We start from the raw sequence: 19,919 nt of genomic DNA, 5'->3' as shown, positions 1-19,919 counted from the left end.
TGGCCCGGTGTCTAGCCGAGGCGCGCAGCTCGCGACGCCCCTCCCAGGGAAAATCCCATTATCTGAGACGTTACCCCAGGAGCGGGGCGAGGAATACCTCGGCCCGCGCGCATTTGCTCGCACGACACAAGCCGGCCTGGCGCTCCTGTGCCGCCAGGCCGGTCCGGGATGGGATGGGATGTACTACAGCGGCGTACTACGAAACAGCGGCCTTGGCCGCCAGCGCGTCGCCGATCTCGGAGGTCGTCCGCGGCGTGGCGTTCGCCGCCCGCTCGGCGAGGTCGGCCTCGACGGCCTCCTCGATCCGGCGCGCGGCCTCGGACAAGGCCGGGCTGGCCTTGGTGCGTCCGAGGTGCTCCAGGAGCAGGGCGGCGGACAGTACCGCGGCGGTCGGGTCCGCCTTGCCCTGCCCCGCGATGTCCGGCGCCGAGCCGTGTACGGGCTCGAACATCGACGGGAAGGTGCCGGTGACGTCCAGGTTCCCGGAGGCCGCCAGCCCGATGCCGCCGGTCACCGCGGCGGCGAGGTCGGTGATGATGTCGCCGAACAGGTTGTCGGTGACGATCACGTCGAACCGCTCCGGCTGGGTGGCCAGGAAGATGGTCGCGGCGTCGACGTGCAGGTAGTCGGTGGATACCTCGGGGAACTCCGCGGCCACCGCGTTGAAGACCCGGCTCCACAGCGAGCCGGCGAACACCAGCACGTTGGTCTTGTGGACCAGCGTCAGCTTCTTGCGCGGCCGGGCCTGCGCCCGGGCGAAGGCGTCACGCACCACGCGCTCGACTCCGTAGGCGGTGTTGAGGCTGACCTCGGTGGCCACCTCGTGCACGGTGCCGGAGCGGATGGTGCCGCCGTTGCCGGTGTAAGGACCCTCGGTCCCCTCCCGGACCACGACGAAGTCGATCGGCGCGGTCTTGCGCAACGGGCCCTCGACGCCGGGGAGCAGTTTCGACGGCCGCAGGTTGACGTGGTGGTCGAAGGCGAACCGCAGCTTGAGCAGCAACCCGCGCTCCAGCACGCCGGAGGGCACGCTGGGGTCGCCGATCGCGCCGAGCAGGATCGCGTCGTAGCCCTTGAGCTCGGCCAGCACCTCCTCCGGCAGCGTCTCGCCGGTGGCGTGGTAGCGGCGGGCCCCGAGGTCGTACTCGGTGCCCTCCACCTTCACGTCCTGCGGCAGCGCGGCCTGCAGGACCTTGAGGGCCTCGGCGGTGACCTCGACGCCGATGCCGTCGCCGGGGATCACGGCCAACCGGATGCAGGAGGGTGCTGTCATGGTCCTACGGTAAACCGTGTCTCGATGGGCAAGCTGCGAGTGTTCGCTATGTGGACACGCGGATCGCGATCGCGGCCGCTCAGCGGCTGCGGCGATCCAGCGCCTGCTGCAACGCCTCGCGGGCGGCCGCGGCGGCCTCGGAGGAGGCGGCGGAGGTGGACCGGGGGCGACGGGTGCGGGTCATGGCGGACTCCAGACAGGGTCGTGATGCGGATGGTCGTCATAGAGGAGGACGACTCCGAAGGGTGCCGGAGTACTGCTGGGGGGACTACCGCGGTAAGGGTGGCCTGCGGCGCAAGGAAAACACTAGGACATCCGACTAAATCTTGTCTGCGCCGCGGGCGGATGTTCTTACGATGTGAGACCACCGCGAACCGTCCCGCTCCGTCCCCTTCGCCGCCCACATGCCACTTCCGCCCCGACAGCGAAGAATCAGGGGCTATGAGCCCGGCTCCCACCCGAACCCCCGAAACCGGCGCGCACCAGCCCGACCACCGCCGCGAACGCTACGGCGACCGGCTCTTCCGCCCCGAGCGCGTCGCCACCGAACTCCCTCGCCTCTCAGCCCTCGCCGCCATGTACGACGAGCACACCTTCCGCTGCCTCAAGGGCCTAGGCATCTCCCCCGGATGGCGGTGCCTGGACGTCGGCGCGGGCCCCGGGGACGTGGCCCGCTGGTTGGCCGGGGCAGTAGACCCGGGCGGCACGGTGACGGCCCTGGACCGCAGCGTCCGCATGCTGAACACCTTCGCGAACCCGTCGAACCTCGACGCGCTGGAAGCCGACGCCCTGGAAGCCGAGCCCGGCCAGTACGACCTCGTCCACTGCCGCACCACGCTGATGCACACCCCGCAGCGCGCCAGACTGCTGGCCCGCCTGGCCTCCTGGGTCCGCCCCGGCGGCTGGCTCATGGTCGGCGACGACGTCGACTTCGCCACCCACTCCTCCCCGCACCCCGCCCTGCGCCAGACCTTCGCCGCGATGCGCCGCATGCTGAACACCACCATCGGCACCGACTTCCACTTCGCCCGCGACTACCCGGGCCGGCTCGCCGAACTGGGCCTGACCGACATCGGCGAGGCCGCCACCACCCCGGTCCTGCGCGCCGACAGCCCGGCGAACGACTTCTGGCTGCGGACCTGGGACCAACTGTGGCCGCGGATGGAACTCGACGAGGCGGTGTACCGGGAGGCGCGGCGGCTGTTGCAGGATCCCGAGGTGGTGGACCTGTCGCTGACGCACGTGACGGCTTGGGGGCGGCGGCCGGAGTAGCGGGCGAGATCACCGAGACGCGGTCACCAGTAGTCGCGGCGGGCGCAAGCCCGGGCGGCCCCACGCGGTTGGCCGCGATCCGCTTTCGCCCACACCCGCTCGCCCCACATCCGCTCCGCCACACGCCGATGGGCGGCCCCGGAACCCGGGACCGCCCATCGCAACGCTCTGCCTCACCCGGCCGCGGCCGGTGCGGCTCAGTTCTCCAGCGAGATGTTGTGCACCGCGGCGGCGCCGATCGTCGACTTGATCTCCTCCAGCAGGGCGGCCGGGGCGACGGAGTCGATGGTCAGCGCGACCAGCGCCTCGCCGCCCTTGGCGGCGCGGGCGACCTGCATGCCGCCGATGTTGATGCCGGCCGCGCCGAGGATGCCGCCGAGCTGGCCGACCACGCCGGGGCGGTCGGTGTAGCGCAGGAACAGCAGGTGCTCGGCGATGGTGACGTCCAGCTGGAAGCCGTCCACCTCGACGATCTTCTCGACCAGGCGCGGGCCGGTGACGGTGCCGGAGACCGAGACCACCGAGCCGTCGGCCAGGACGCCGCGGACCGTGGTCATGTTGCGGTAGTCCGGGCTGTCCGAGCTGGTGGTCAGCCGGACCTCCATACCGCGCTCGGTGGCCAGCAGCGGGGCGTTCACATACGACACCGAGTGCTCGACCACGTCCGCGAAGACGCCCTTGAGCGCGGCCAGCTCCAGCACCTTGACGTCGTGCTGGGTGATCTCGCCGCGGACGATCACGTCCAGCTGGGTGGGCGCGGCGCCGGCCAGCGCGGTGAACACCCGGCCCAGGCGCTCGGCCAGCGGCAGGCCCGGGCGGACGTCCTGGGCGATGGTGCCGCCCTGGACGTTCACGGCGTCCGGGACCAGCTCGCCGGCCAGGGCCAGGCGGACCGACTTGGCCACCGCCACGCCGGCCTTCTCCTGGGCCTCGTCGGTGGAGGCGCCCAGGTGCGGGGTCACGACCACCTGGTCCAGGTCGAACAGCGGCGACTCGGTGCACGGCTCGGTGGCGTACACGTCGATGCCCGCGCCGCCGACCCGGCCCTCCTTGATCGCGATGGCCAGCGCGGCCTCGTCCACGATGCCGCCGCGCGCCGCGTTGATGATCCGCACGCCCGGCTTCACCTTGGTCAGCGCCTCCTCGCCGATCAGCCCCAGGGTCTCGGGCGTCTTGGGCAGGTGCACGGTGATGAAGTCGGACTCGGCCAGCAGCTCCTCCAGGCTGACCACCTTCGCGCCCAGCTGCCCGGCGCGGGCCGGCTGCACGTAGGGGTCGTAGGCCAGCAGCCGCACGCCGAACGGCGCCAGCCGCTGCGCGACCAGCTGCCCGATCCGGCCGAAGCCGACGATGCCGACGACCTTCTCGTCCAGCTCCACGCCGGTGAACTTGCTGCGCTCCCACTTGCCGGACTTCAGCGAGGCGTTGGCCTTGGGGATGTGCCGCGCGGTGGCCAGCAGCAGCGCGATGGCCAGCTCGGCGGCGGAGGTGATGTTCGAGGTCGGGGCGTTGACCACCATCACCCCGGCCTTGGTGGCCGCGCCGACGTCGACGTTGTCCAGCCCGACACCGGCCCGGGCCACGACCTTCAGGTTGCTCGCCACGGCCAGCGCCTCGGCGTTCACCTGGGTCGCCGAGCGCACCAGCAGCGCGTCGGCCTCGGGCAGGGCGGCCAGCAGCTCGGCGCGGTCGGCGCCGTTGCAGTTCCGGATCTCGAAATCGGGGCCGAGGGCGTCGACCGTGGCCGGCGACAGCTGCTCGGCGATCAGGACGACGGGTTTCGCGGACACCACAGGCTTGGTCACGACAGCTCTTCCTTCACGCAGGTCGGAGTGAATTCGCCCGGATCCACGACGCTGTGATGTGGGCTGTACGCGGCTCAGTGTAGACCTTGAGAGGTGCCGCTCACGGGTGGCGCCGCGTAGTGAGACGGTGTGTCGGATGCCGGGACGGGGGCCTCGCGTGATGCAGCGCATAGCCGGTGGCACTAAGTGCCACCGGGGTTAAGACGTAGCATCGACCTTATGAGTATTGCCGTCGAGCACGGGATCACCGAGGACGCGATCCACAATGCGCTCTCGAAGGTCCAGGACCCTGAGATCCACCGGTCGATCACCGAACTGGACATGGTGAAAGCGGTCCACGTCGCCGCCGACGGCGCCGTGCAGGTGGCCATCTTCCTCACCGTCGCCGGCTGTCCGATGAAGGACCGGCTGACCAACGACATCAAGCGCGAGGTCGGCACCATCGCCGGCGTCACCGCGGTCGAGGTCGAGCTGGACGTGATGAGCTCGGAGCAGCGCGAGGCGCTCAAGACCAAGCTGCGCGGCGGCCAGGTGGACCGCGAGATCCCGTTCGCCCAGGCCGGCAGCCTGACCCGGGTCTACGCGATCGCCTCCGGCAAGGGCGGCGTCGGCAAGTCCTCGGTGACCGTGAACCTGGCCGCGGCGCTGGCCGCGAAGGGCCTGAAGGTGGGCGTCGTGGACGCCGACATCTACGGCCACTCGATCCCGCGCATGCTCGGCGTCACCGAGCCCCCGACCCCGATCGACGACATGATCCTGGCCCCCACCGCGCCCAGCGGCGTCAAGGTCATCTCGATCGGCATGTTCACCCCGGGCAACTCCCCGGTGGTGTGGCGCGGCCCGATGCTGCACCGCGCGATCCAGCAGTTCCTGGGCGACGTCTACTGGGGCGACCTGGACGTGCTGCTGCTCGACCTGCCGCCGGGCACCGGCGACATCGCCATCTCGGTGGCCCAGCTGGTCCCGAACGCGGAGATCCTGGTGGTCACCACCCCGCAGCAGGCCGCCGCCGAGGTGGCCGAGCGGGCCGGCACCATCGCCGTCCAGACCCGCCAGCGCATCACCGGCGTCATCGAGAACATGTCCTGGCTCCCCTGCCCGCACTGCGGCGAGCAGGTGGACGTCTTCGGCGCCGGCGGCGGCCAGAGCGTGGCCGAGGCCCTGACCCGCGCCACCGGCACCAAGGTCCCGCTCCTGGGCCAGGTCCCGATCGACGTCCGGCTGCGCGAAGGCGGCGACAGCGGCGTCCCCCTGACCGCCTCGGACCCCGACTCCCCCGCGGCCCAGGTGCTGATCGGCATCGCGGACAAGATCGCCACGCGCAGCCGCGGTCTGGTCGGGATGTCGCTGAACGTCTCGCCGGTCCGCAAGTAGCTCCCCGGCGCTCCGGCGGGCCGCGAATAACTCGCTTCGCAGGGCACTGACCGCGTGCGACCATGAAACGCATGCGGTCGGCACCCCCGCTCGGCGACGAGCTCAGAAGCCGGCTCGGCCCGCCCAAGCGCGTGCGCACGCTGGCCAGCAGCCCGCGCTCGAAGGTCTGGCGGGTGTGGCTGGACGGAACCCCGGCCGTCGTGAAGCAGCTCGTCGCGGGACCCGGCGCGGACGAGCGCTACGCGCGGGAGGTGGCGGCGCTCGGGGCCGCGTCGGCCGTCGCGCCGCCGGTGGTGCCCCGGCTGCTCGGCACGAACCCGGCCGAGCGAGTGCTGGTCACGGAGGCGATGCTCGAACGCTGGCCGGGGCTGCGACCACTGCCGACGAAACGGCCCTGACCGCAGCGATCGCCCGGCCGGGAAGACGCCTAGGGCGACGAGCGCCGAAGGCGACTGAACAACGAGGGCCGGCCCGATCCGGACCAGCCCTCGTATTCTCACATCACCGTGCGGGGGTTCCTTAGAGGGTGGAAAGTGACAATTCGCGGCGCGAAACGGCCTATGAGCGGCGCCTGGCGTCGCCAGGAGGCCCTTACAGCCAACCAGGATGCGCGGGCCCCCTGTCTAGCCATGCTTGCTCCTAGACCGTTTCGCTATTTCCGTAGTCGACCGGCGGTTCCGTATACCGCAAATCGTCACTTTCCACCCTCTTAGTTCAGGAACATCCCGGCGAACGTCCGGCGCGCGCGCCGGGTGCTCTGCTTGCGCAGACGGCTGGCCTCGCGCAGAAAGCGCTGTCGCTCGGCCTGGTCCCGCATCTCCTGTGATCGGTAGCGTGCGGCTTCTTCGTATTGGAATAGCATCTTGAAACTCCTTGTGGGATCGCCGGTCTCGGCGGTCGCTGAAATCTGTCTCGGGTACTGCTGGAACTGCGTGTCCTGCTGAATCAGCTGCGGGTTCTCGGCCCGGTGGCCGGGTTTACGCAGCATCTGCTGGCGCGGAAGACCGTGGGTGTTCATGCCGGGATCGCAACCTTCTTGGCGGCCTCGACCGCGGCGGCGGCCTCGGCGGCGATCTGGGCCTCGACCACCGCGGCGTCCTTGCGGGGACGGCCCCGCGGGCGCTTGCGGGCGACGATCACACCCTGGACGAAGAGCTCACCGCCCCAGACCCCCCACGGCTCCCGGCGCTCCAGGGCGCCGGCCAGGCAGGCGGCCTTCACCGGGCACTCGACGCAGATCGCCTTGGCGAACTCGACGTCGGCCGGGGTCTCGGCGAAGAAGACCTCCGGGTCGTAGGCCCGGCAGGGCAGGGTGGTGTCGGTCTGCTCGACGACCGTGTCGAACACGTTCTGCACTGTGAGTCACCTCGTCAGTTGGTTGCTCCCGGCTTGAGTTCTTCAGGCCGGGTCTTGCGGTACCGCTCCCGCTCCGGGGTCACCGTCGCGGGCCGTACTGTCGCGCGTTGAGAAAACACGAAGGCCGCGGATCCCTTGTCGGGATTCCGCGGCCTCAAGTCCTGCCGGCTGAAGAGGGTTCTTCATCCAGGTGGACCCGAGGTGCGGAAGTCCCACGGGGTCATCGGCTTGCTGCCGTTGTCGCCCTTGCTGCTGTCGTCGCCACTGCTGTCGTTGCCGTCGTCATCGCGGTCGGAGCCGCCACTCAGTTGGGCCTGGGCCAAAACCGGCTGCGTGACGGGGCGCGGACGCTCCTGTCCCTGCGAACCGACATAGCCGTGCCGCTCCAGCAGACCCGCACCCAGGGCGATGAGCCCCAGGAAGCCGGCCGCACCGGCCAGGCCGGTACCGGAGACGGACTCCACCTGCGAAGCGGCGAAGGCCGAGCCGAAGCACTCCTGCCCGGACACCAGGCGGTGAGCGGAGGCGGAGCTCCCGGACCCGCGGAAAATCGGCGCAGGAATCACCGCCTGCACGCCTTCGACGACGACATCTGTCATCAGCCTCATGGAACTCACCTCCTTACATTCGCCTCGGTGTGGCAGGAGCCGCTGGCAGTCGGCACCACACGTTTTACAAGTGGAAATCTTCAGTTGCGGCGCGCGGGGCGCCTTTGGGCGATCTCTCGCCCGCATCGGAAGGTTAGGTGATCCCCGTTGTGGACCGCAAACTATTTTTGACCTGCGGTTATGCCCTTGAGCCCGAACTTTCCGGCTCCGATGGCCCCCACCCCGGTCGACACAGTTGCCCCCAACCTCGACGCTGACCATGCTGTCAGAACCGCACGGGGCTGTCACCCCTTTCACGCCAACTTTCTGGAAAACTTCGCGAGAAGATGAGCGAGGATGGGATAAGCGACGGGGAGCGGCAAGCGATCAGCGCGAGGGGCCCGCGGGCGGGGATCTGAGAGCGTGGGAGCGCGCGGGTAAGCGCTGGGAGCGCGGGAGGGCGCGAGCACATATGGATACGAACCGCGATCCGTCGGGCGCCGAGGACGACGTCTTCGGCCCGGTCGAGGACGGCGAAGAGGTCTTCGAATGGATCGATGACCAGGAAACCGAGGACGGGCCCGGCGACCAGCCGGCCCGGCGGGTCCTGACCTTCCGCGAGCGCCTGGCCGCCGTCCGCTCCGGCGGCCGCCGGCTGCGCCGCTCGCGCCGGGAGATCACCGCCGCCGCGGCCGCGATCGTCCTGGCCTGCGCCATCGGCGGGGCCTGCACCGCCTGGTTCGACAACGTCGCCGGCGCGGCGGACCGCGCGGCCGTCGTCTCGCTGGCCGTGGACTCCGTGGTCGACGGCGACCCGACGGTCTCCTCCTACGACGCCGCCGGCAGCTCGGCGGTCGGCCAGTACGTCGTCGAGATCGCCAACAACGGCCCGGACGCGGTGACCCTGGACTCGGTGAGCGTCGACGCCGGAACCCTGCTGATGTCCAGCACCGGCTGGAAGCCGCTCGGCCCCTCGGCACGGATCCCCGGCGGCGGCACCACCAAGGTGGCGCTGACCATCAAGCTGTTCTGCCCCTCGGTGGTCCTGGGCCAGCAGACCGGGATGTTCGGCGCGGCCGCCGACGGTGTCGGCGGCGGGTCGGCGCTGGCGTTCCCGGCCGTGCACGCCCGGGTCCGCGACGCCGACGGCGACCTGCGCGATCTGACCCTGGCGACCCGGGTCACGGTGTCCTCCCAGCTGAACGCGGACGTCGGGCAGCTCGACTTCGGCAGCCCGGACGGCGCGTCGGTCCCGCAGATCGTCTCGGCCGACGGCGGCGCCTGCACCCGATACACGGCGGACAAGGCCGCCCAGCGCACGGCCGCGATCGGCAACGCGGGCCGGTTCCCGAGCAGCATCGAGTTCGGCTACGACAAGGTGCTCACCCCCGCCTCCGACGGCACCTTCGCGCTCGGCTTCACCGTGAAGAACACCAGCGATCACCCCGAGGTCCTGACCACCCGCTCCGACCCCGCCTATCTGGTCGACAGCGAACTGCGCACCGACTGGCAGCCGGAGGCCATCAACCTCGCCCCCGGCGCGTCCGCGTCGGCCCGGCTGACGATCTCCATCCACAACTGCACCAGCGTGCTGGCCGGTGCCCCGATCCTCGGCGAGACCATGCTGGAGGAGACGGACACCACCGACGGCAGCTCGTCCCAGCCGGTGTTCATCGACCAGGCGCTGACCGGGTCGCTGCGGCTGGCCGGCGATCTGGTCCAGCAGGAGAAGGCGGCGTGCTGATGACCGACCTGATCGAGTCCGAGGACGAACTGCTCGACCCGCAGGCCGGCCCGCCGGTCCTCACCCCGCCGCACCGGGTGGCCGCGGCCTGGCACCGGCTCCGCGACCGGACACCGCTGCGCTCGGTCCGCTCGGTGCGCGAGACCGATCCGGACCGGCACCGGCGCCGGGTCCTGGCCGGGCTGCTAACGGTCGCGGTGGCCGCCGGGGCCGGGGCGACCGGGGTGGCCGTGCACCGCGGCGACCTGCACGGCGCCCAGGCCCGGACCCAGGACCGGACGCTGCTGCACCTGCTCGGCGGCAGCGCCGCGCTGACCCTGAGCGAGTCCGGCGACTACGGCGGCGTCGACCTGCCCGGCAGCCTCCAGACCCCGCTGCAGGCGCACTTCAGCATCGCGGTGCGCAACGACGGCGCGAAGCCGGTGGACGTCACCAACCTGCAGCTGTCGGTGCCCGGGGTCGACGTCCTGGCGACGCCGGGCCGGATGAACATCGCCCCCGGCGACGCCGAATCGCTGACCGGCCTGGTCGCCGTGCACTGCGACGCGCCGAACCTGCGGGAGTACCCGACCGGCGTCACGCTGTCGATCCGCACCGCGGCCGCGAAGGGCCAGCCGGCCGGCTCCCCGACCACCCTGACGCTGGCCTTCGACCCCGGCCACCCCACGGCCGATCCGGGGACCGGCACCGACGACGCGCTGAGCGGAATCGTGGGCGACCTCGGGTTCGCCACCACCTCCAGCTTCTACCGGCTCTGCGGCGACGCGCTGACGCTGATGCCGCCGCAGGTGAGCGCCACGGCGCTGACCGACGGCCCGAGCCCGAGCCCGCAGAACCCGGTCGTGCGCTACTCGCTGCACATCGACTCCGACGCCGCCCAGGTCGCGGTCCCGCTGCCCAAGCCCCCGGCCGTCCCCGGGGTGAGCGCGCAGAGCGACCTGTCCGGGCCGGAGCAGATGATCGGAGTCGAGGGGCTGGACGTGGATGTCACCGACCGCGTCACCGACTGTTCCCAGTTCGGCGACTACCTGTCGATCCGCGGCGGGGCCCAGCAGGCCGGGGCGTCCCTGAACGCGGCGACGCCGATCGGGCTGGAGTCGGCCGATCCACGGTTCCGGACCACGGCCACGCCGCTGTCCTCGGCGGTGCAGCCGCAGTTCGACGGGCTCACGCCCGGGACCGCCGATCTCCAGTTGGCGCTGCTCGCCCAGCTCGCCGCGATCTGCCCCGACCTGTGATCCGCGGCTATCGCCCGGTATCGGTATCAGCCTGCGGACCGGCCCCCGGCTGCGAACCCGCGATGATCCCCAGGACCTCCTCGCCGTACCGGTCCGCCTTCGCCTTGCCGACCCCGGCGATCCGGGTCAGCGCGGCGGGGGTGGCCGGGCAGGACTCGCCGATCGCGGTCAGCGTGGCGTCGGTGAAGACGCAGTAGGCGGGGAGCTTCTGCTTCTTCGCCTGGCCCGAGCGCCACTCGCGCAGCGCCTCGAACAGCTCGGGGTCCAGGTCGCTCGGGCAGGTCTCGCAGCGCCCGATCTTGCGCTCGGCCGCGTCGATCAGGGAGCGGTGACACACCCGGCAGGTGATCGGTTCGACGATCCGGCGCGGACGGTCCTCGGTGTCGGCCGAGGAGCCGGAGCCGCGGCGCCGTCCGGCCCCGCCGCCCCTTATGACGGCGCCCGCCGCGCCCTCGCGGTGGTCCCGGCCCACGCCGCCGCGGAGCCCGTCCAGGAAGCGCGAGGGGGAGCGACTGGCCCGGCCGCCCGGCGAGCGGGCCAGCGCCCACGACAGGAACAGCCGCTCACGCGCGCGGGTGACCCCGACGTAGAGCAGCCGGCGTTCCTCCTCGATCTGCTCCGGGGTCTCGGCATAGGTGATCGGCATCATGCCCTCGGTCATGCCGACCAGGAAGACCGCGTCCCACTCCAGGCCCTTGGCGGCGTGGAAGGTGGACAGGGTGACGCCCTCGACGGTCGGGGCGTGCTGGGCGTCGGCACGCTCGCGCAGCTCGGCGCTGAACCGGTCGAGACCGGCGTCCGGGTGCGTGCGGCCGTACTCCTCGGCCAGCGAGACCAGCGCGGCCAGCGACTCCCAGCGGTCGCGCAGGCGCCCGGCTCCCTTGGGGGCCAGCGGGGTCCAGCCGTGGCTGGAGAAGATCGCGCGGACCTCGGAGGCCAGGCTCTCCCCCTCGGCCTCGCCCTCGTCCTTGCCCGGGCCGCCCGCACCGAGACCGGGCAGCGCGTCGGAGGCGTTGTCAGAGCGGGCCTTGGCCGCCCCGCGCAGCCAGACCTGGATCGCCTCGCGGACCTCGGGACGTTCGAAGAAGCGCTCGACGCCGCGCAGTATGTAGGGCACGCCGACGTCGCTGAAGGCCTGCTCGTACTCCTCGGACTGGGCGTTGATGCGGTAGAGCACCGCGATCTCGGAGAGCCGGACCCCGGCGTCCACCAGCTTCTTGATCTCCCGGGCCACCTCGCGGGCCTCGGTCTCGGCGTCCGGGTGCTCGGCGAACTTCGGCCGCGGCCCGTCCGCCCGCTGCGCGATCAGCTGGACCCGGGCCTTGGCGGCCCGGCCCTCGGCGCGGTCCAGCAGCGCGTTGGCCAGGGCCACCACCTGCGGCGTGGAGCGGTAGTCGCGGACCAGCTTGACCATGGTCGGGTCGTCGAAGCGGTCGGCGAAGTCCAGCAGATAACGCGGGTCGGCGCCGGTGAAGGAGTAGATGGTCTGGCTGGCGTCGCCGACCACGCAGACATCGGCCCGGTCGCCCAGCCAGCAGTCCAGCAGGCGCTGTTGCAGGGGGTTGACGTCCTGGTACTCATCGACGGTGAAGTAGCGATACTGGTTGCGGACCGTCGCGGCGATGTCCGGCCGGTCCTCCATGATGCCGATGGTGAGCAGCAGCACGTCCTCGAAGTCGATGGCGTTGCGGTCCCGCTTGGCACTCTCGTACTCGGCGTAGACCTTGGCCACCTCGGCAGCGTCCCGCGGCGGCGTCCGCAGCGCCTTGGCCGCGGCCCCGGCATAGTCGTCGGCCACCACCTGCGTCGACTTCGCCCACTCGATCTCACCGGCCAGGTCCCGCAACTCGGCCCGCTCGGCATGCAGCCGCAACCGCCGCACCGCCTCGGAGACCAGCGGAATCTTCGAGTCGATGAGCTGCGGATTCGGCCCACCGACCGCCTTCGGCCAGAAGTACTGAAGCTGCCGCAGCGCCGCGGCGTGGAACGTCCGCGCCTGCACCCCGCCGGCACCGAGCTGCCGCAGCCGCCCCCGCATCTCCCCGGCCGCCCGCTGGGTGAAGGTGACGGCCAGCACCTGACTCGGGATGTACTCCCCGGTCGCGACACCATAGGCGATGCGGTAGGTAATAGCCCGCGTCTTCCCGGTCCCCGCCCCGGCCAACACACACACCGGCCCATGCAGCGCCTCAGCCACGGCACGCTGCTCAGGGTCGAGCTGTTCCAGGAGCCCGCCGGCGGCGACCGGTCCGGAGCCGGGAGGAGTCTGCGCCATCCGTCCATGTTCGCATCAACAGCCGACAAGCCACGCCGCGGATGCGGAAGAATCGAGCCCCCGCCGTGGTTGCACACACCGGATGTTCCCGACACCCGACAGGAAGTGGAAGATGAGCGACCAGATCACGATGTACTCGACGCCCTGGTGCGGCTACTGCCGCCGCTTGAAGAGCCAGCTCCAGCGCGAGGGCATCGGATTCGCCGAGGTCGACATCGAGCAGGTACCCGACGCCGCGGAGTACGTGATGAGCGTCAACGGCGGCAACCAGACCGTCCCGACGGTGGTAACGATTCCGGCCGGCGGTGGAGACCCGATCGTTCGCACCAACCCTTCGTTGGCGCAGCTCAAGGCTGATCTGGCCAGCTGATCTTCCTGCGCCTGTGGCTCACGGCACAGGCCTCGAAGGTCCTGCCCCGGCATGTTGAGCACAACGTGTCGGGGCTTCGTTGTGCCCGAACCCATGATGCTTGTCGGTCAAGTTCGGTCAAGTTCCTAGCGTCCCGGATCACCTCCGATGCAAGCTCGGTCTTATCGGTCGTCACCCACGACGCAGGAGGGCACCATGGCTCTGCACATGCTCGGCAAGGACCCGAACAGCGAGAACGGACAGTCCCCCACCGTTTACTACGACGACGCGACCGGTAACTACCTGCTTCAGGGGTGGAAGGTGGTGGATGCGGATCGGCTCGCTCAGCTGAGCATCCCCGAGCACGAGACAGTGATCGAGTTCCCGGCACGGATGACGCGGTTCTTCCCGGAGGTGAACGGTGGCAGTGGCCACGTCGTTTGATGAGCTGATGGCCTCCGTCCAGCGGTCGGCCGTGCATCTGGAGATGCGGGACGGCTACACGCGGAGTTCTGAAGCGTTCATCGCATGGCAGGGCGGGTACCGGGGCGCGCCCACCAACGCGCCTAGCCAGGAGTGGCGTGAGCTGGTTCAGACGACGACAGCACGCGGAGTCGAGATCCAGCGGGTCCGGATCGTATCTGAGCCCCTGAGTGACTTCGCGCAGTTCGAGTACGACATCACGGCAGAACACAACGTCGCTGCTGGAGAGCAAGTCAGGTGGCTCCCGAGACGCGATGCGTCAGATCTGGCACTCCCCGGCAATGACCTGTGGATCTTCGACGGCCGAGTGGTTCAATTCCTCCACTTCGCGGGTGACGGAACCTACTTGGATTCGACCTACGACGATGACGCACGACGGGTGAAGTTCTGCTCTGACAGCTTCGCTGCCGTGTGGGAGCGGGCCACGCCGCACGAGAACTACCGGCCCGCTGGCTGAGCGACCCACTCACCGTGTCCAAGTCCCCATCGTCGGCAGCGCAGCAAGCAAGGGAAGCGCTGGGCCAGCGCCTTCGTACGATCCGCAGGGATGCACGAATCACCGCTAGGGCTCTGGCCCAAGAGGCCGGCTGGCACGAGACCAAGTGTTCTCAACTCCAGTCCGGAAGTCGGCCGCCGTCCGAGGAGGACGTAGGGACGTGGACGCGGATCTGCGGTGCAGAGGACCAAGCTGAAGACTTGATCGCCACGGCCCGCAACATCGAAGGCATGTATGTGGAGTGGCGTCGCTTGCAGTCGGCCGGCCTCACCAGGCTTCAGCAGCACAAGGTGCCGCTGTTCGAGCAAACTCGATCCTTCAAGATCTACTGCTCGAACTTCATGCCGGGTGTGCTCCAGGAGCCCGGCTACATCACAGCACTCTTCACCTTGATCACAGACTTCCACGGCACGAAGAACGACGTCGACACAGCGGTCACCGCCAGGCTGGACCGCTCCAAGGTGGTCCGCGAGGGCAACCACACGTTCGCCATCCTGCTTGAAGAGGCAGTCCTTCGGTATCACATCGGCGATAACGAAGTGATGTTGGCGCAGCTTGTTCAACTCCTGTCGGGGATGTCCCTCCCGAGCATCAGCCTCGGCATCATCCCCGAATCGTCCCCGCGCGCCATGTGGCCTGTTGAGACGTTCAACATCTACGACGACAAGCTCGTCTCCATCGAGTTGCTTGGCGCTCAGGTGACGATCACCGCGCCTAGCGAGGTTGACGTGTATGTTCGCGCGTTCTCCGCGCTCTCCGGCATGGCGGTCAAGGGGAAGGCGGCTCGTTCCCTGATCACCGCTGCTATCGAAGCTCTCGGGTGACTCGTCAAGTTTGGTCTAGTTCATTGAGGCGCTGGTCACGCCTTCCGTAGCGTCTTGGACATGCTCCGAGAAACCGGGAACCCGACCTCCCAAGGGATCGTGGCGCGGTTCACCGCGCTGCCCTCATACCTTCCCCGTGGCGTCCACAGGTTCGATACCGACGAGCCGCTGACGCTGGGCAACCTGGTCAGTGGGCATGTGCTCGCCATCGATGGCCGTTGGTGGGATGTACTCGGGTGCACGTCAGTGAACCGGTGGGTGAGCATGGACACGACCGGGCCGAAGCTCACCGCGCATGAGGGCACCCCTGTTCATCTCGCATGGAGGGAGCCCGTCAGTGAACCTGTGGCCGCCGGGAAGTGACCGCCGTTCGCATTCCAGCGTTGCCCCCGGGACCGAAGTCCTTCAGGGCCGCGTCCTGCGCGTGTTCGAGCACTGCGAACAGTCGCCCGGTGGCTCCTACTGGCTGGTGTGGTGGCGTGACCATGAACAGCCCACACGCTTTCAGGAAGAACCCATCCTCACTTTTTGGCCCGCGAAGCAGCGGGCTGCATAGATCCCCACTCGTCCGCGATCCCGTCGGTCGGCAGGCTGGCTCATGCTGCCTCCGGCTCCCAGACCGGAGGCCGCCGCCTCCCGACCGGAGGCCTCCGCGTTCAGCAACAGCTAGCGCCGGTTCTGGAACATGCGTATCAGGCGGCGGATGATGAAAACGATAAACACGGCGGCCTCCTAGAACTGCTTCTGTGTTCCCCCGTTATCGGGTTCAACAGCGAAAGTACTGGCCGACGCGGGTGTCGGGCTTCAACCCTGGGGTTGACTTCGGGGTGGAGCGGGGGTGGAGGCCTTGACCCACCTTCGGGTGGCATCTGCGCACTCTTCGTGACGTATCGGTCACCGCGCGACTACACCTGATCTCATGACCAAGGTAGTTGGCGTCCTGATCGCCCTCATCGTGGTGGGCGTCGTGGTGACCTCGGGTAAGCACACGTCGAGTCCGGTGTGCCCGGCGACGTCGGGCAGACACGCGGCCCTGATCGGCGGGCGTTAGCCACCGATCGCCAGCTGCCAGTGCCCGCCGATCGTCAGGTCGGGGTCGCCAGCCGTCGCCACCCTGCGCTCAAGGCGTCGACGAAGAATTCGCGATGTTGTACAGCTGCTTCGCATTCGCATCCAGATACGGCCCGGCAAGCCAGTTCCCGCCATGCGCGTTGTGCGCACTACCCACCGAAGTATTCGTCACCAACGACACGTCCCCGGACGCCTGCCCCGGAGCGTGCGCGAACCAGCCGCCGCCGGAGGCCCCGCCGGTGAGGTCGCAACCGGCGCGGTATTCCTTGGCGTCGGGACCCAGTTCGGCGACGTTCAGCAGCTGCACCGAGTCCGCCGTGCAGCCCCACTGGGACATCCCGTTGAAAGGCTCCGCGGCGGGGTAGCCGCGGATCGAGATCTGCGGGGCCTGCTGGGTGGGGGCGTTGAACCACATCGGGACCGGCTTGGCGCCGGCCGACTCGATCGCGCTGTCCAGGGTCTGGCCGTCGGCGTTGCGGCCGACCTCGATCACCGCGTAGTCGTGGGCCAGGTCGCCGCCGTGGTCGTCGCCGGTCTTGACCCACTCCGGCGAGGTCCAGACGTGGACGGCCGAGAAGGTGCCCAGTGGGGCGTAGGCCGACAGGTCGCTGGGGTCGACGTTGGGGTCGCCGTCGGAGTTGTCGAAGGCCGGGACGAAGACCATGCCCAGGTGCCAGGTGCCGCCCTTGCCGTCGTGGACGCAGTGCCCCGCGGTCCACACCAGGCTGGCGTTCTGGCTCTTGATCACGGTGCCGGAGCACACGTAGTAGTTCCCGGAATTGGCGTCGCCCTGCCGGTAGAAGAAGAGCTTGCCGGTGACGGCGCCGGAGCCGGTGGTGTACGGGCCCGGCAGCTCGTGCGCGGCGACCGGGGCGGGCAGCGGTGCGTTGTCGAAGGAGGGCAACGACTGCTGTCCGGTCAGCCCCCCGTCCTTGCCCTGGTGCGAACCCCCGGCCGCGGACGGTGCGCCCGGGCTCAGCACCGAGCCGACGAAGTCCTTGCCGAAATCACCGCCGGAGGAGGACTGGCCTATGACACCGGTGCTCGAGCAGCCGGCCGCCAATGACACCGCCGCCAGCGCGACAAGCGTCGCGACCACTCGGTTCTTGATCCCCCGGCCCCGGCGTGGGCGTATCAGCATGGCGTAGCCTCCCCTCCCTTCAACGCCGAAAACCCTATCAATGGTTCTCTAAAAGAAGCCTGAGTCGTCGGCTGATCCGATGAGGGAAGTAGGTCAGTGCGCGACCGGGTCGCCGCCGTACCAGTGGTTGACCAGACGGCGGGCGATCGAGATGTCGGTAGGCAGCATCAGGAGTTCCCCGGTGTTGACGGCCTCCTTCAGCTCGGCCCGCGTGTACCACTTGGCCCAGCCCAGCTCGTCGCCGTCCAGGTTCAGCGTCGCGTCGTCCACGGTCGTGGTGAAACCGAGCATCAGCGAGCGCGGCAACGGCCAGGGCTGGCTGCCCAGATAGCGCACGGACGTGATCCTCAGCCCGGCCTCCTCGGCGCACTCCCGCGCCACCGCGGCCTCCAGCGTCTCGCCGGGCTCGACGAAGCCGGCCAGCACCGAGGCCCGGTTCGCCGGCCACGCCGAGTTCCGGGCCAGCAGCAGCCGGTCGTCCGAGTCGACGACCGCCATGATCACGGCCGGGTCGGTCCGCGGGTAGTGCTCGGTACCGCAGTGGTCGCATTTGCGGACCGAACCGGCGTACGTGATCCGGGTCGGGTTCCCGCACACGCTGCAGAAGCCGTGCGTACGGTGCCAGTTGTCCAGACCGATCGCATGCGCCAGCAGGCCGCCGTCGCGGTCCGGCAGCACCGCAGCCACCTCGCGCACGTGCCGCAACTCCCCCAGCGCCGGCGCCGCCTCGGCCGCCGGCGGCTCCGGCGAGGTCAGCGCCGCGCCCGGAGTGGAGGCGGAACCGGCGGTGGAGGCCGTCGGCCGGCCGTCCGGGCCGGGGGCGCCGACGCTGACCGCGAAGTACGCCACATCATCATCGTCGAGGCCGAGGAAGTAGCGCTCAGCCTCGGGATACCCGGCGTCGAACACCGCCCCGGGGCGGAACACCAGCCCGGCCTCGGGGTCCAGGACCGCTTCGGCCCGGCTGTCGTCGACGGCGAACACCCGGGTCCCCGGATCGGCCCAGACCGCCGCCAGCCACTCGTCGTCGGTACGCCGCTCGCCGGCCCGGTCGACGACCGACCGCGCCAGCGGCATCCGCCCGAGTTCGCCTTCGAAATACCGTGCCGGGCTGCTCGCTTGGTCGCTCTCCGGGCCGCTCGCCTGCTCACTTGTCAGGCCGCTCATCTGCTCACTCATCGACGTGTCCTCCCCGCTCCGTCCGGCCGCCTCAGCGCTTCTCGGCCAGGTCCGACCACAGGTACGCGGCGGCCTCGGCCCCCTTGAGCAGCAACGGGATCGTCATGCTCTCGTTCGGCGAGTGCCAGCCGTCCGAGGGCAGCGACACCCCGAGGAACACCACCGGCGCGTCGATGACCTCCTGCAGGTCGGCCTCCGGGCCGGAGCCGCCCTCGCGGGTGAACAGCACTTCGCGCGGGGCGTCCGGCTCGCCGAAGGCCTTGCCCATCGAGCGGCTGATCGCCTGCACCGCGGGGTGGTCCAGCGGGGTCATGCAGGGCTTCACGCCGTCGGACTCCCAGTGGTGGGTGCCGGTCAGGCCGGCCGGGATGTTGGCGTGGAACCAGTCCTCGAACTTCTTCGCCACCTCCAGCGGCTGCTGGCCGGCCACCAGGCGCATCGAGATCTTGGCGTGCGCCGAGGCCGGGACGATGGTCTTGTGGCCGGGGCCGGTGTGCCCGCCCCAGAAGCCGTTCAGCTCGAAGGTCGGGCGCGCCCACACCCGCTCCAGCGTGGTGAAGCCGGCCTCGCCGGCGGTCGCGGCGGACCGGGCGTTGCCCAGCCAGGCCTGCTCGTCGAAGGGCAGCTTGGCGAACATCTCGCGGTCGGTCTCGGTCAGCTCGACCACGCCGTCGTAGAAGCCGGGGATCACCACGTGCTTGTCATCGTCGTGGACCCGGCCCAGGAGCCGCACCAGCTCGGTCAGCGGGTTCGGGATCCCGCCGCCGAAAGAGCCGGAGTGCACGTCGGTGGCCGGGCCGCTGAGGTCGATCTGGCCGGAGATCATGCCGCGCATGCCGGTGCAGGTGGACGGGGTCTCGCGGTCCCACATGCCGGTGTCGGAGACCACGACGACGTCGGCCGACACCCGGTCCCGCTTCTCCTCCAGCAGCGCGCGGAAGTTCGGGGAGCCGGACTCCTCCTCGCCCTCGGCGATGATCTTCAGGTTCACCGCCGGCGCGGGTCGGCCGGTCGCGGCCAGGTGCGCCCGCAGTCCCAGCAGGTGGAACGCCAGCTGGCCCTTGTCATCGGCCGAACCGCGGGCGTAGAGCCGGTCGCCCTTGACGGTCGGCTCGAACGGCGGCGTGTCCCAGAGCTCCAGCGGCGTCACCGGCTGCACGTCGTGGTGCCCGTAGACGGCGACGGTCGGGGCGTCGGCGTCCCCGGACGGCCACTCGGCGAACACCGTCGGCAGCCCCGCGCCGTCCGCGGTCTCCCAGATCTCCACCGTCGGGAAGCCGATCTCCCGCAGCTTCGCGGCCAGCCACTCCGCCGACCGGCGCACCTCCGGCGCGCTCGTCGGGTCCGACGAGATCGACGGGATCCGCAACCACTCGTCGAGCTCGGCGAAGAACTCGTCGGCGTGTTCGGCTACATACGGACGGACGGCTTTGTCCGAGGCAGAAGTCATGC

General features: G+C 70.0%; 18 protein-coding genes and 1 pseudogene. 10 read left to right on the top strand and 9 right to left on the bottom strand.

The genetic code is table 11. The annotated features are described in order from the left end of the window. Positions 1 to 196: 196 nt before the first annotated feature. Complete coding sequence (locus IZR01_RS00360) at positions 197 to 1,273, bottom strand: 3-isopropylmalate dehydrogenase (RefSeq protein ID WP_194891073.1); 1,077 nt, start codon at positions 1,271 to 1,273, stop codon at positions 197 to 199. A gap of 441 nt (positions 1,274 to 1,714) precedes the next feature. On the opposite strand from IZR01_RS00360, the gene IZR01_RS00355 reads away from it, so the two are divergent. Beyond that, on the top strand, positions 1,715 to 2,545 hold the full coding sequence (locus IZR01_RS00355) for a class I SAM-dependent methyltransferase (protein ID WP_194891074.1): 831 nt from the start codon (positions 1,715 to 1,717) through the stop codon (positions 2,543 to 2,545). Positions 2,546 to 2,742: 197 nt separating this feature from the next. On the opposite strand, the gene serA is transcribed toward IZR01_RS00355, so the two are convergent. Next, complete coding sequence (gene serA, locus IZR01_RS00350) at positions 2,743 to 4,335, bottom strand: phosphoglycerate dehydrogenase (RefSeq protein WP_194891132.1); 1,593 nt, start codon at positions 4,333 to 4,335, stop codon at positions 2,743 to 2,745. 234 nt (positions 4,336 to 4,569) lie between these two features. Here serA and IZR01_RS00345 point away from each other — a divergent pair, with 234 nt between their 5' ends. Both IZR01_RS00345 and IZR01_RS00340 read left to right on the top strand, forming a co-directional pair. Continuing rightward, the gene (locus IZR01_RS00345) at positions 4,570 to 5,724 is read left to right on the top strand and encodes an Mrp/NBP35 family ATP-binding protein (RefSeq protein ID WP_194891075.1); all 1,155 of its coding nucleotides are present in this window, start codon (positions 4,570 to 4,572) and stop codon (positions 5,722 to 5,724) included. Between the two features lie 71 nt (positions 5,725 to 5,795). Next, positions 5,796 to 6,122 (top strand): hypothetical protein, encoded by a 327-nt coding sequence (locus IZR01_RS00340; protein ID WP_194922469.1) that lies wholly within the window; start codon positions 5,796 to 5,798, stop codon positions 6,120 to 6,122. 311 nt (positions 6,123 to 6,433) lie between these two features. Here IZR01_RS00340 and IZR01_RS00335 read toward each other — a convergent pair whose 3' ends face one another. The 3 genes and pseudogenes from IZR01_RS00335 to IZR01_RS00325 form a co-directional block, all read right to left on the bottom strand. After that, positions 6,434 to 6,742: a hypothetical protein gene (locus tag IZR01_RS00335; protein WP_194891076.1), complete on the bottom strand. Its 309-nt coding sequence runs from the start codon at positions 6,740 to 6,742 to the stop codon at positions 6,434 to 6,436. A gap of 77 nt (positions 6,743 to 6,819) precedes the next feature. Beyond that, a pseudogene (locus IZR01_RS00330) lies at positions 6,820 to 7,080 on the bottom strand (WhiB family transcriptional regulator); the annotation flags it as partial. A 182-nt stretch (positions 7,081 to 7,262) separates the two neighbouring features. Further along, entirely contained in the window at positions 7,263 to 7,688 is a 426-nt protein-coding gene (locus tag IZR01_RS00325; protein WP_194922468.1) for a hypothetical protein, read from the bottom strand. A gap of 451 nt (positions 7,689 to 8,139) precedes the next feature. On the opposite strand from IZR01_RS00325, the gene IZR01_RS00320 reads away from it, so the two are divergent. After that, entirely contained in the window at positions 8,140 to 9,411 is a 1,272-nt protein-coding gene (locus IZR01_RS00320; protein WP_194922467.1) for a hypothetical protein, read from the top strand. Next, complete coding sequence (locus tag IZR01_RS00315; RefSeq protein WP_194922466.1) at positions 9,411 to 10,649, top strand: hypothetical protein; 1,239 nt, start codon at positions 9,411 to 9,413, stop codon at positions 10,647 to 10,649. Before IZR01_RS00320 ends, IZR01_RS00315 begins: the two co-directional genes overlap by 1 nt. A 7-nt stretch (positions 10,650 to 10,656) precedes the next feature. Here IZR01_RS00315 and IZR01_RS00310 read toward each other — a convergent pair whose 3' ends face one another. Next, positions 10,657 to 12,924 (bottom strand): ATP-dependent DNA helicase UvrD2, encoded by a 2,268-nt coding sequence (locus IZR01_RS00310; RefSeq protein WP_194922465.1) that lies wholly within the window; start codon positions 12,922 to 12,924, stop codon positions 10,657 to 10,659. Positions 12,925 to 13,036: 112 nt separating this feature from the next. On the opposite strand from IZR01_RS00310, the gene IZR01_RS00305 reads away from it, so the two are divergent. The 5 genes from IZR01_RS00305 (at position 13,037) to IZR01_RS52020 (ending at position 16,127) form a co-directional block, all read left to right on the top strand. Further along, positions 13,037 to 13,294, top strand: coding sequence for a glutaredoxin family protein (locus tag IZR01_RS00305; RefSeq protein WP_194922464.1), 258 nt, complete (start codon positions 13,037 to 13,039; stop codon positions 13,292 to 13,294). Between the two features lie 195 nt (positions 13,295 to 13,489). After that, a complete protein-coding gene (locus tag IZR01_RS00300) occupies positions 13,490 to 13,717 on the top strand; it encodes a hypothetical protein (protein WP_194891083.1) in 228 nt (75 codons plus the stop codon). After that, positions 13,695 to 14,213: a DUF6879 family protein gene (locus tag IZR01_RS00295; RefSeq protein WP_228553664.1), complete on the top strand. Its 519-nt coding sequence runs from the start codon at positions 13,695 to 13,697 to the stop codon at positions 14,211 to 14,213. Before IZR01_RS00300 ends, IZR01_RS00295 begins: the two co-directional genes overlap by 23 nt. Further along, entirely contained in the window at positions 14,168 to 15,076 is a 909-nt protein-coding gene (locus tag IZR01_RS00290) for a helix-turn-helix domain-containing protein (RefSeq protein WP_369125460.1), read from the top strand. Before IZR01_RS00295 ends, IZR01_RS00290 begins: the two co-directional genes overlap by 46 nt. Positions 15,077 to 15,995: 919 nt before the next feature. Continuing rightward, the gene (locus tag IZR01_RS52020; protein ID WP_267254728.1) at positions 15,996 to 16,127 is read left to right on the top strand and encodes a hypothetical protein; all 132 of its coding nucleotides are present in this window, start codon (positions 15,996 to 15,998) and stop codon (positions 16,125 to 16,127) included. Between the two features lie 69 nt (positions 16,128 to 16,196). On the opposite strand, the gene IZR01_RS00285 is transcribed toward IZR01_RS52020, so the two are convergent. The 3 genes from IZR01_RS00285 to IZR01_RS00275 form a co-directional block, all read right to left on the bottom strand. Continuing rightward, positions 16,197 to 17,288 carry a trypsin-like serine peptidase gene (locus IZR01_RS00285; RefSeq protein ID WP_194891085.1) on the bottom strand — a complete coding sequence of 364 codons (1,092 nt, stop codon included), beginning with the start codon at positions 17,286 to 17,288 and terminating at the stop codon, positions 16,197 to 16,199. A 93-nt stretch (positions 17,289 to 17,381) separates the two neighbouring features. Then, positions 17,382 to 18,467, bottom strand: a complete 1,086-nt coding sequence (nudC, locus tag IZR01_RS00280; RefSeq protein ID WP_228553666.1) for an NAD(+) diphosphatase — start codon at positions 18,465 to 18,467, stop codon at positions 17,382 to 17,384. 31 nt (positions 18,468 to 18,498) lie between these two features. Further along, positions 18,499 to 19,917, bottom strand: coding sequence for a dipeptidase (locus tag IZR01_RS00275; protein WP_194922462.1), 1,419 nt, complete (start codon positions 19,915 to 19,917; stop codon positions 18,499 to 18,501). Positions 19,918 to 19,919 lie beyond the last annotated feature (2 nt).

It is taken from the genome of Catenulispora pinisilvae, assembly GCF_015356865.1.
Classification (GTDB): Bacteria; Actinomycetota; Actinomycetes; order Streptomycetales; family Catenulisporaceae; genus Catenulispora; species Catenulispora pinisilvae.
This window is presented reverse-complemented; position numbering and strand designations above follow the sequence as displayed.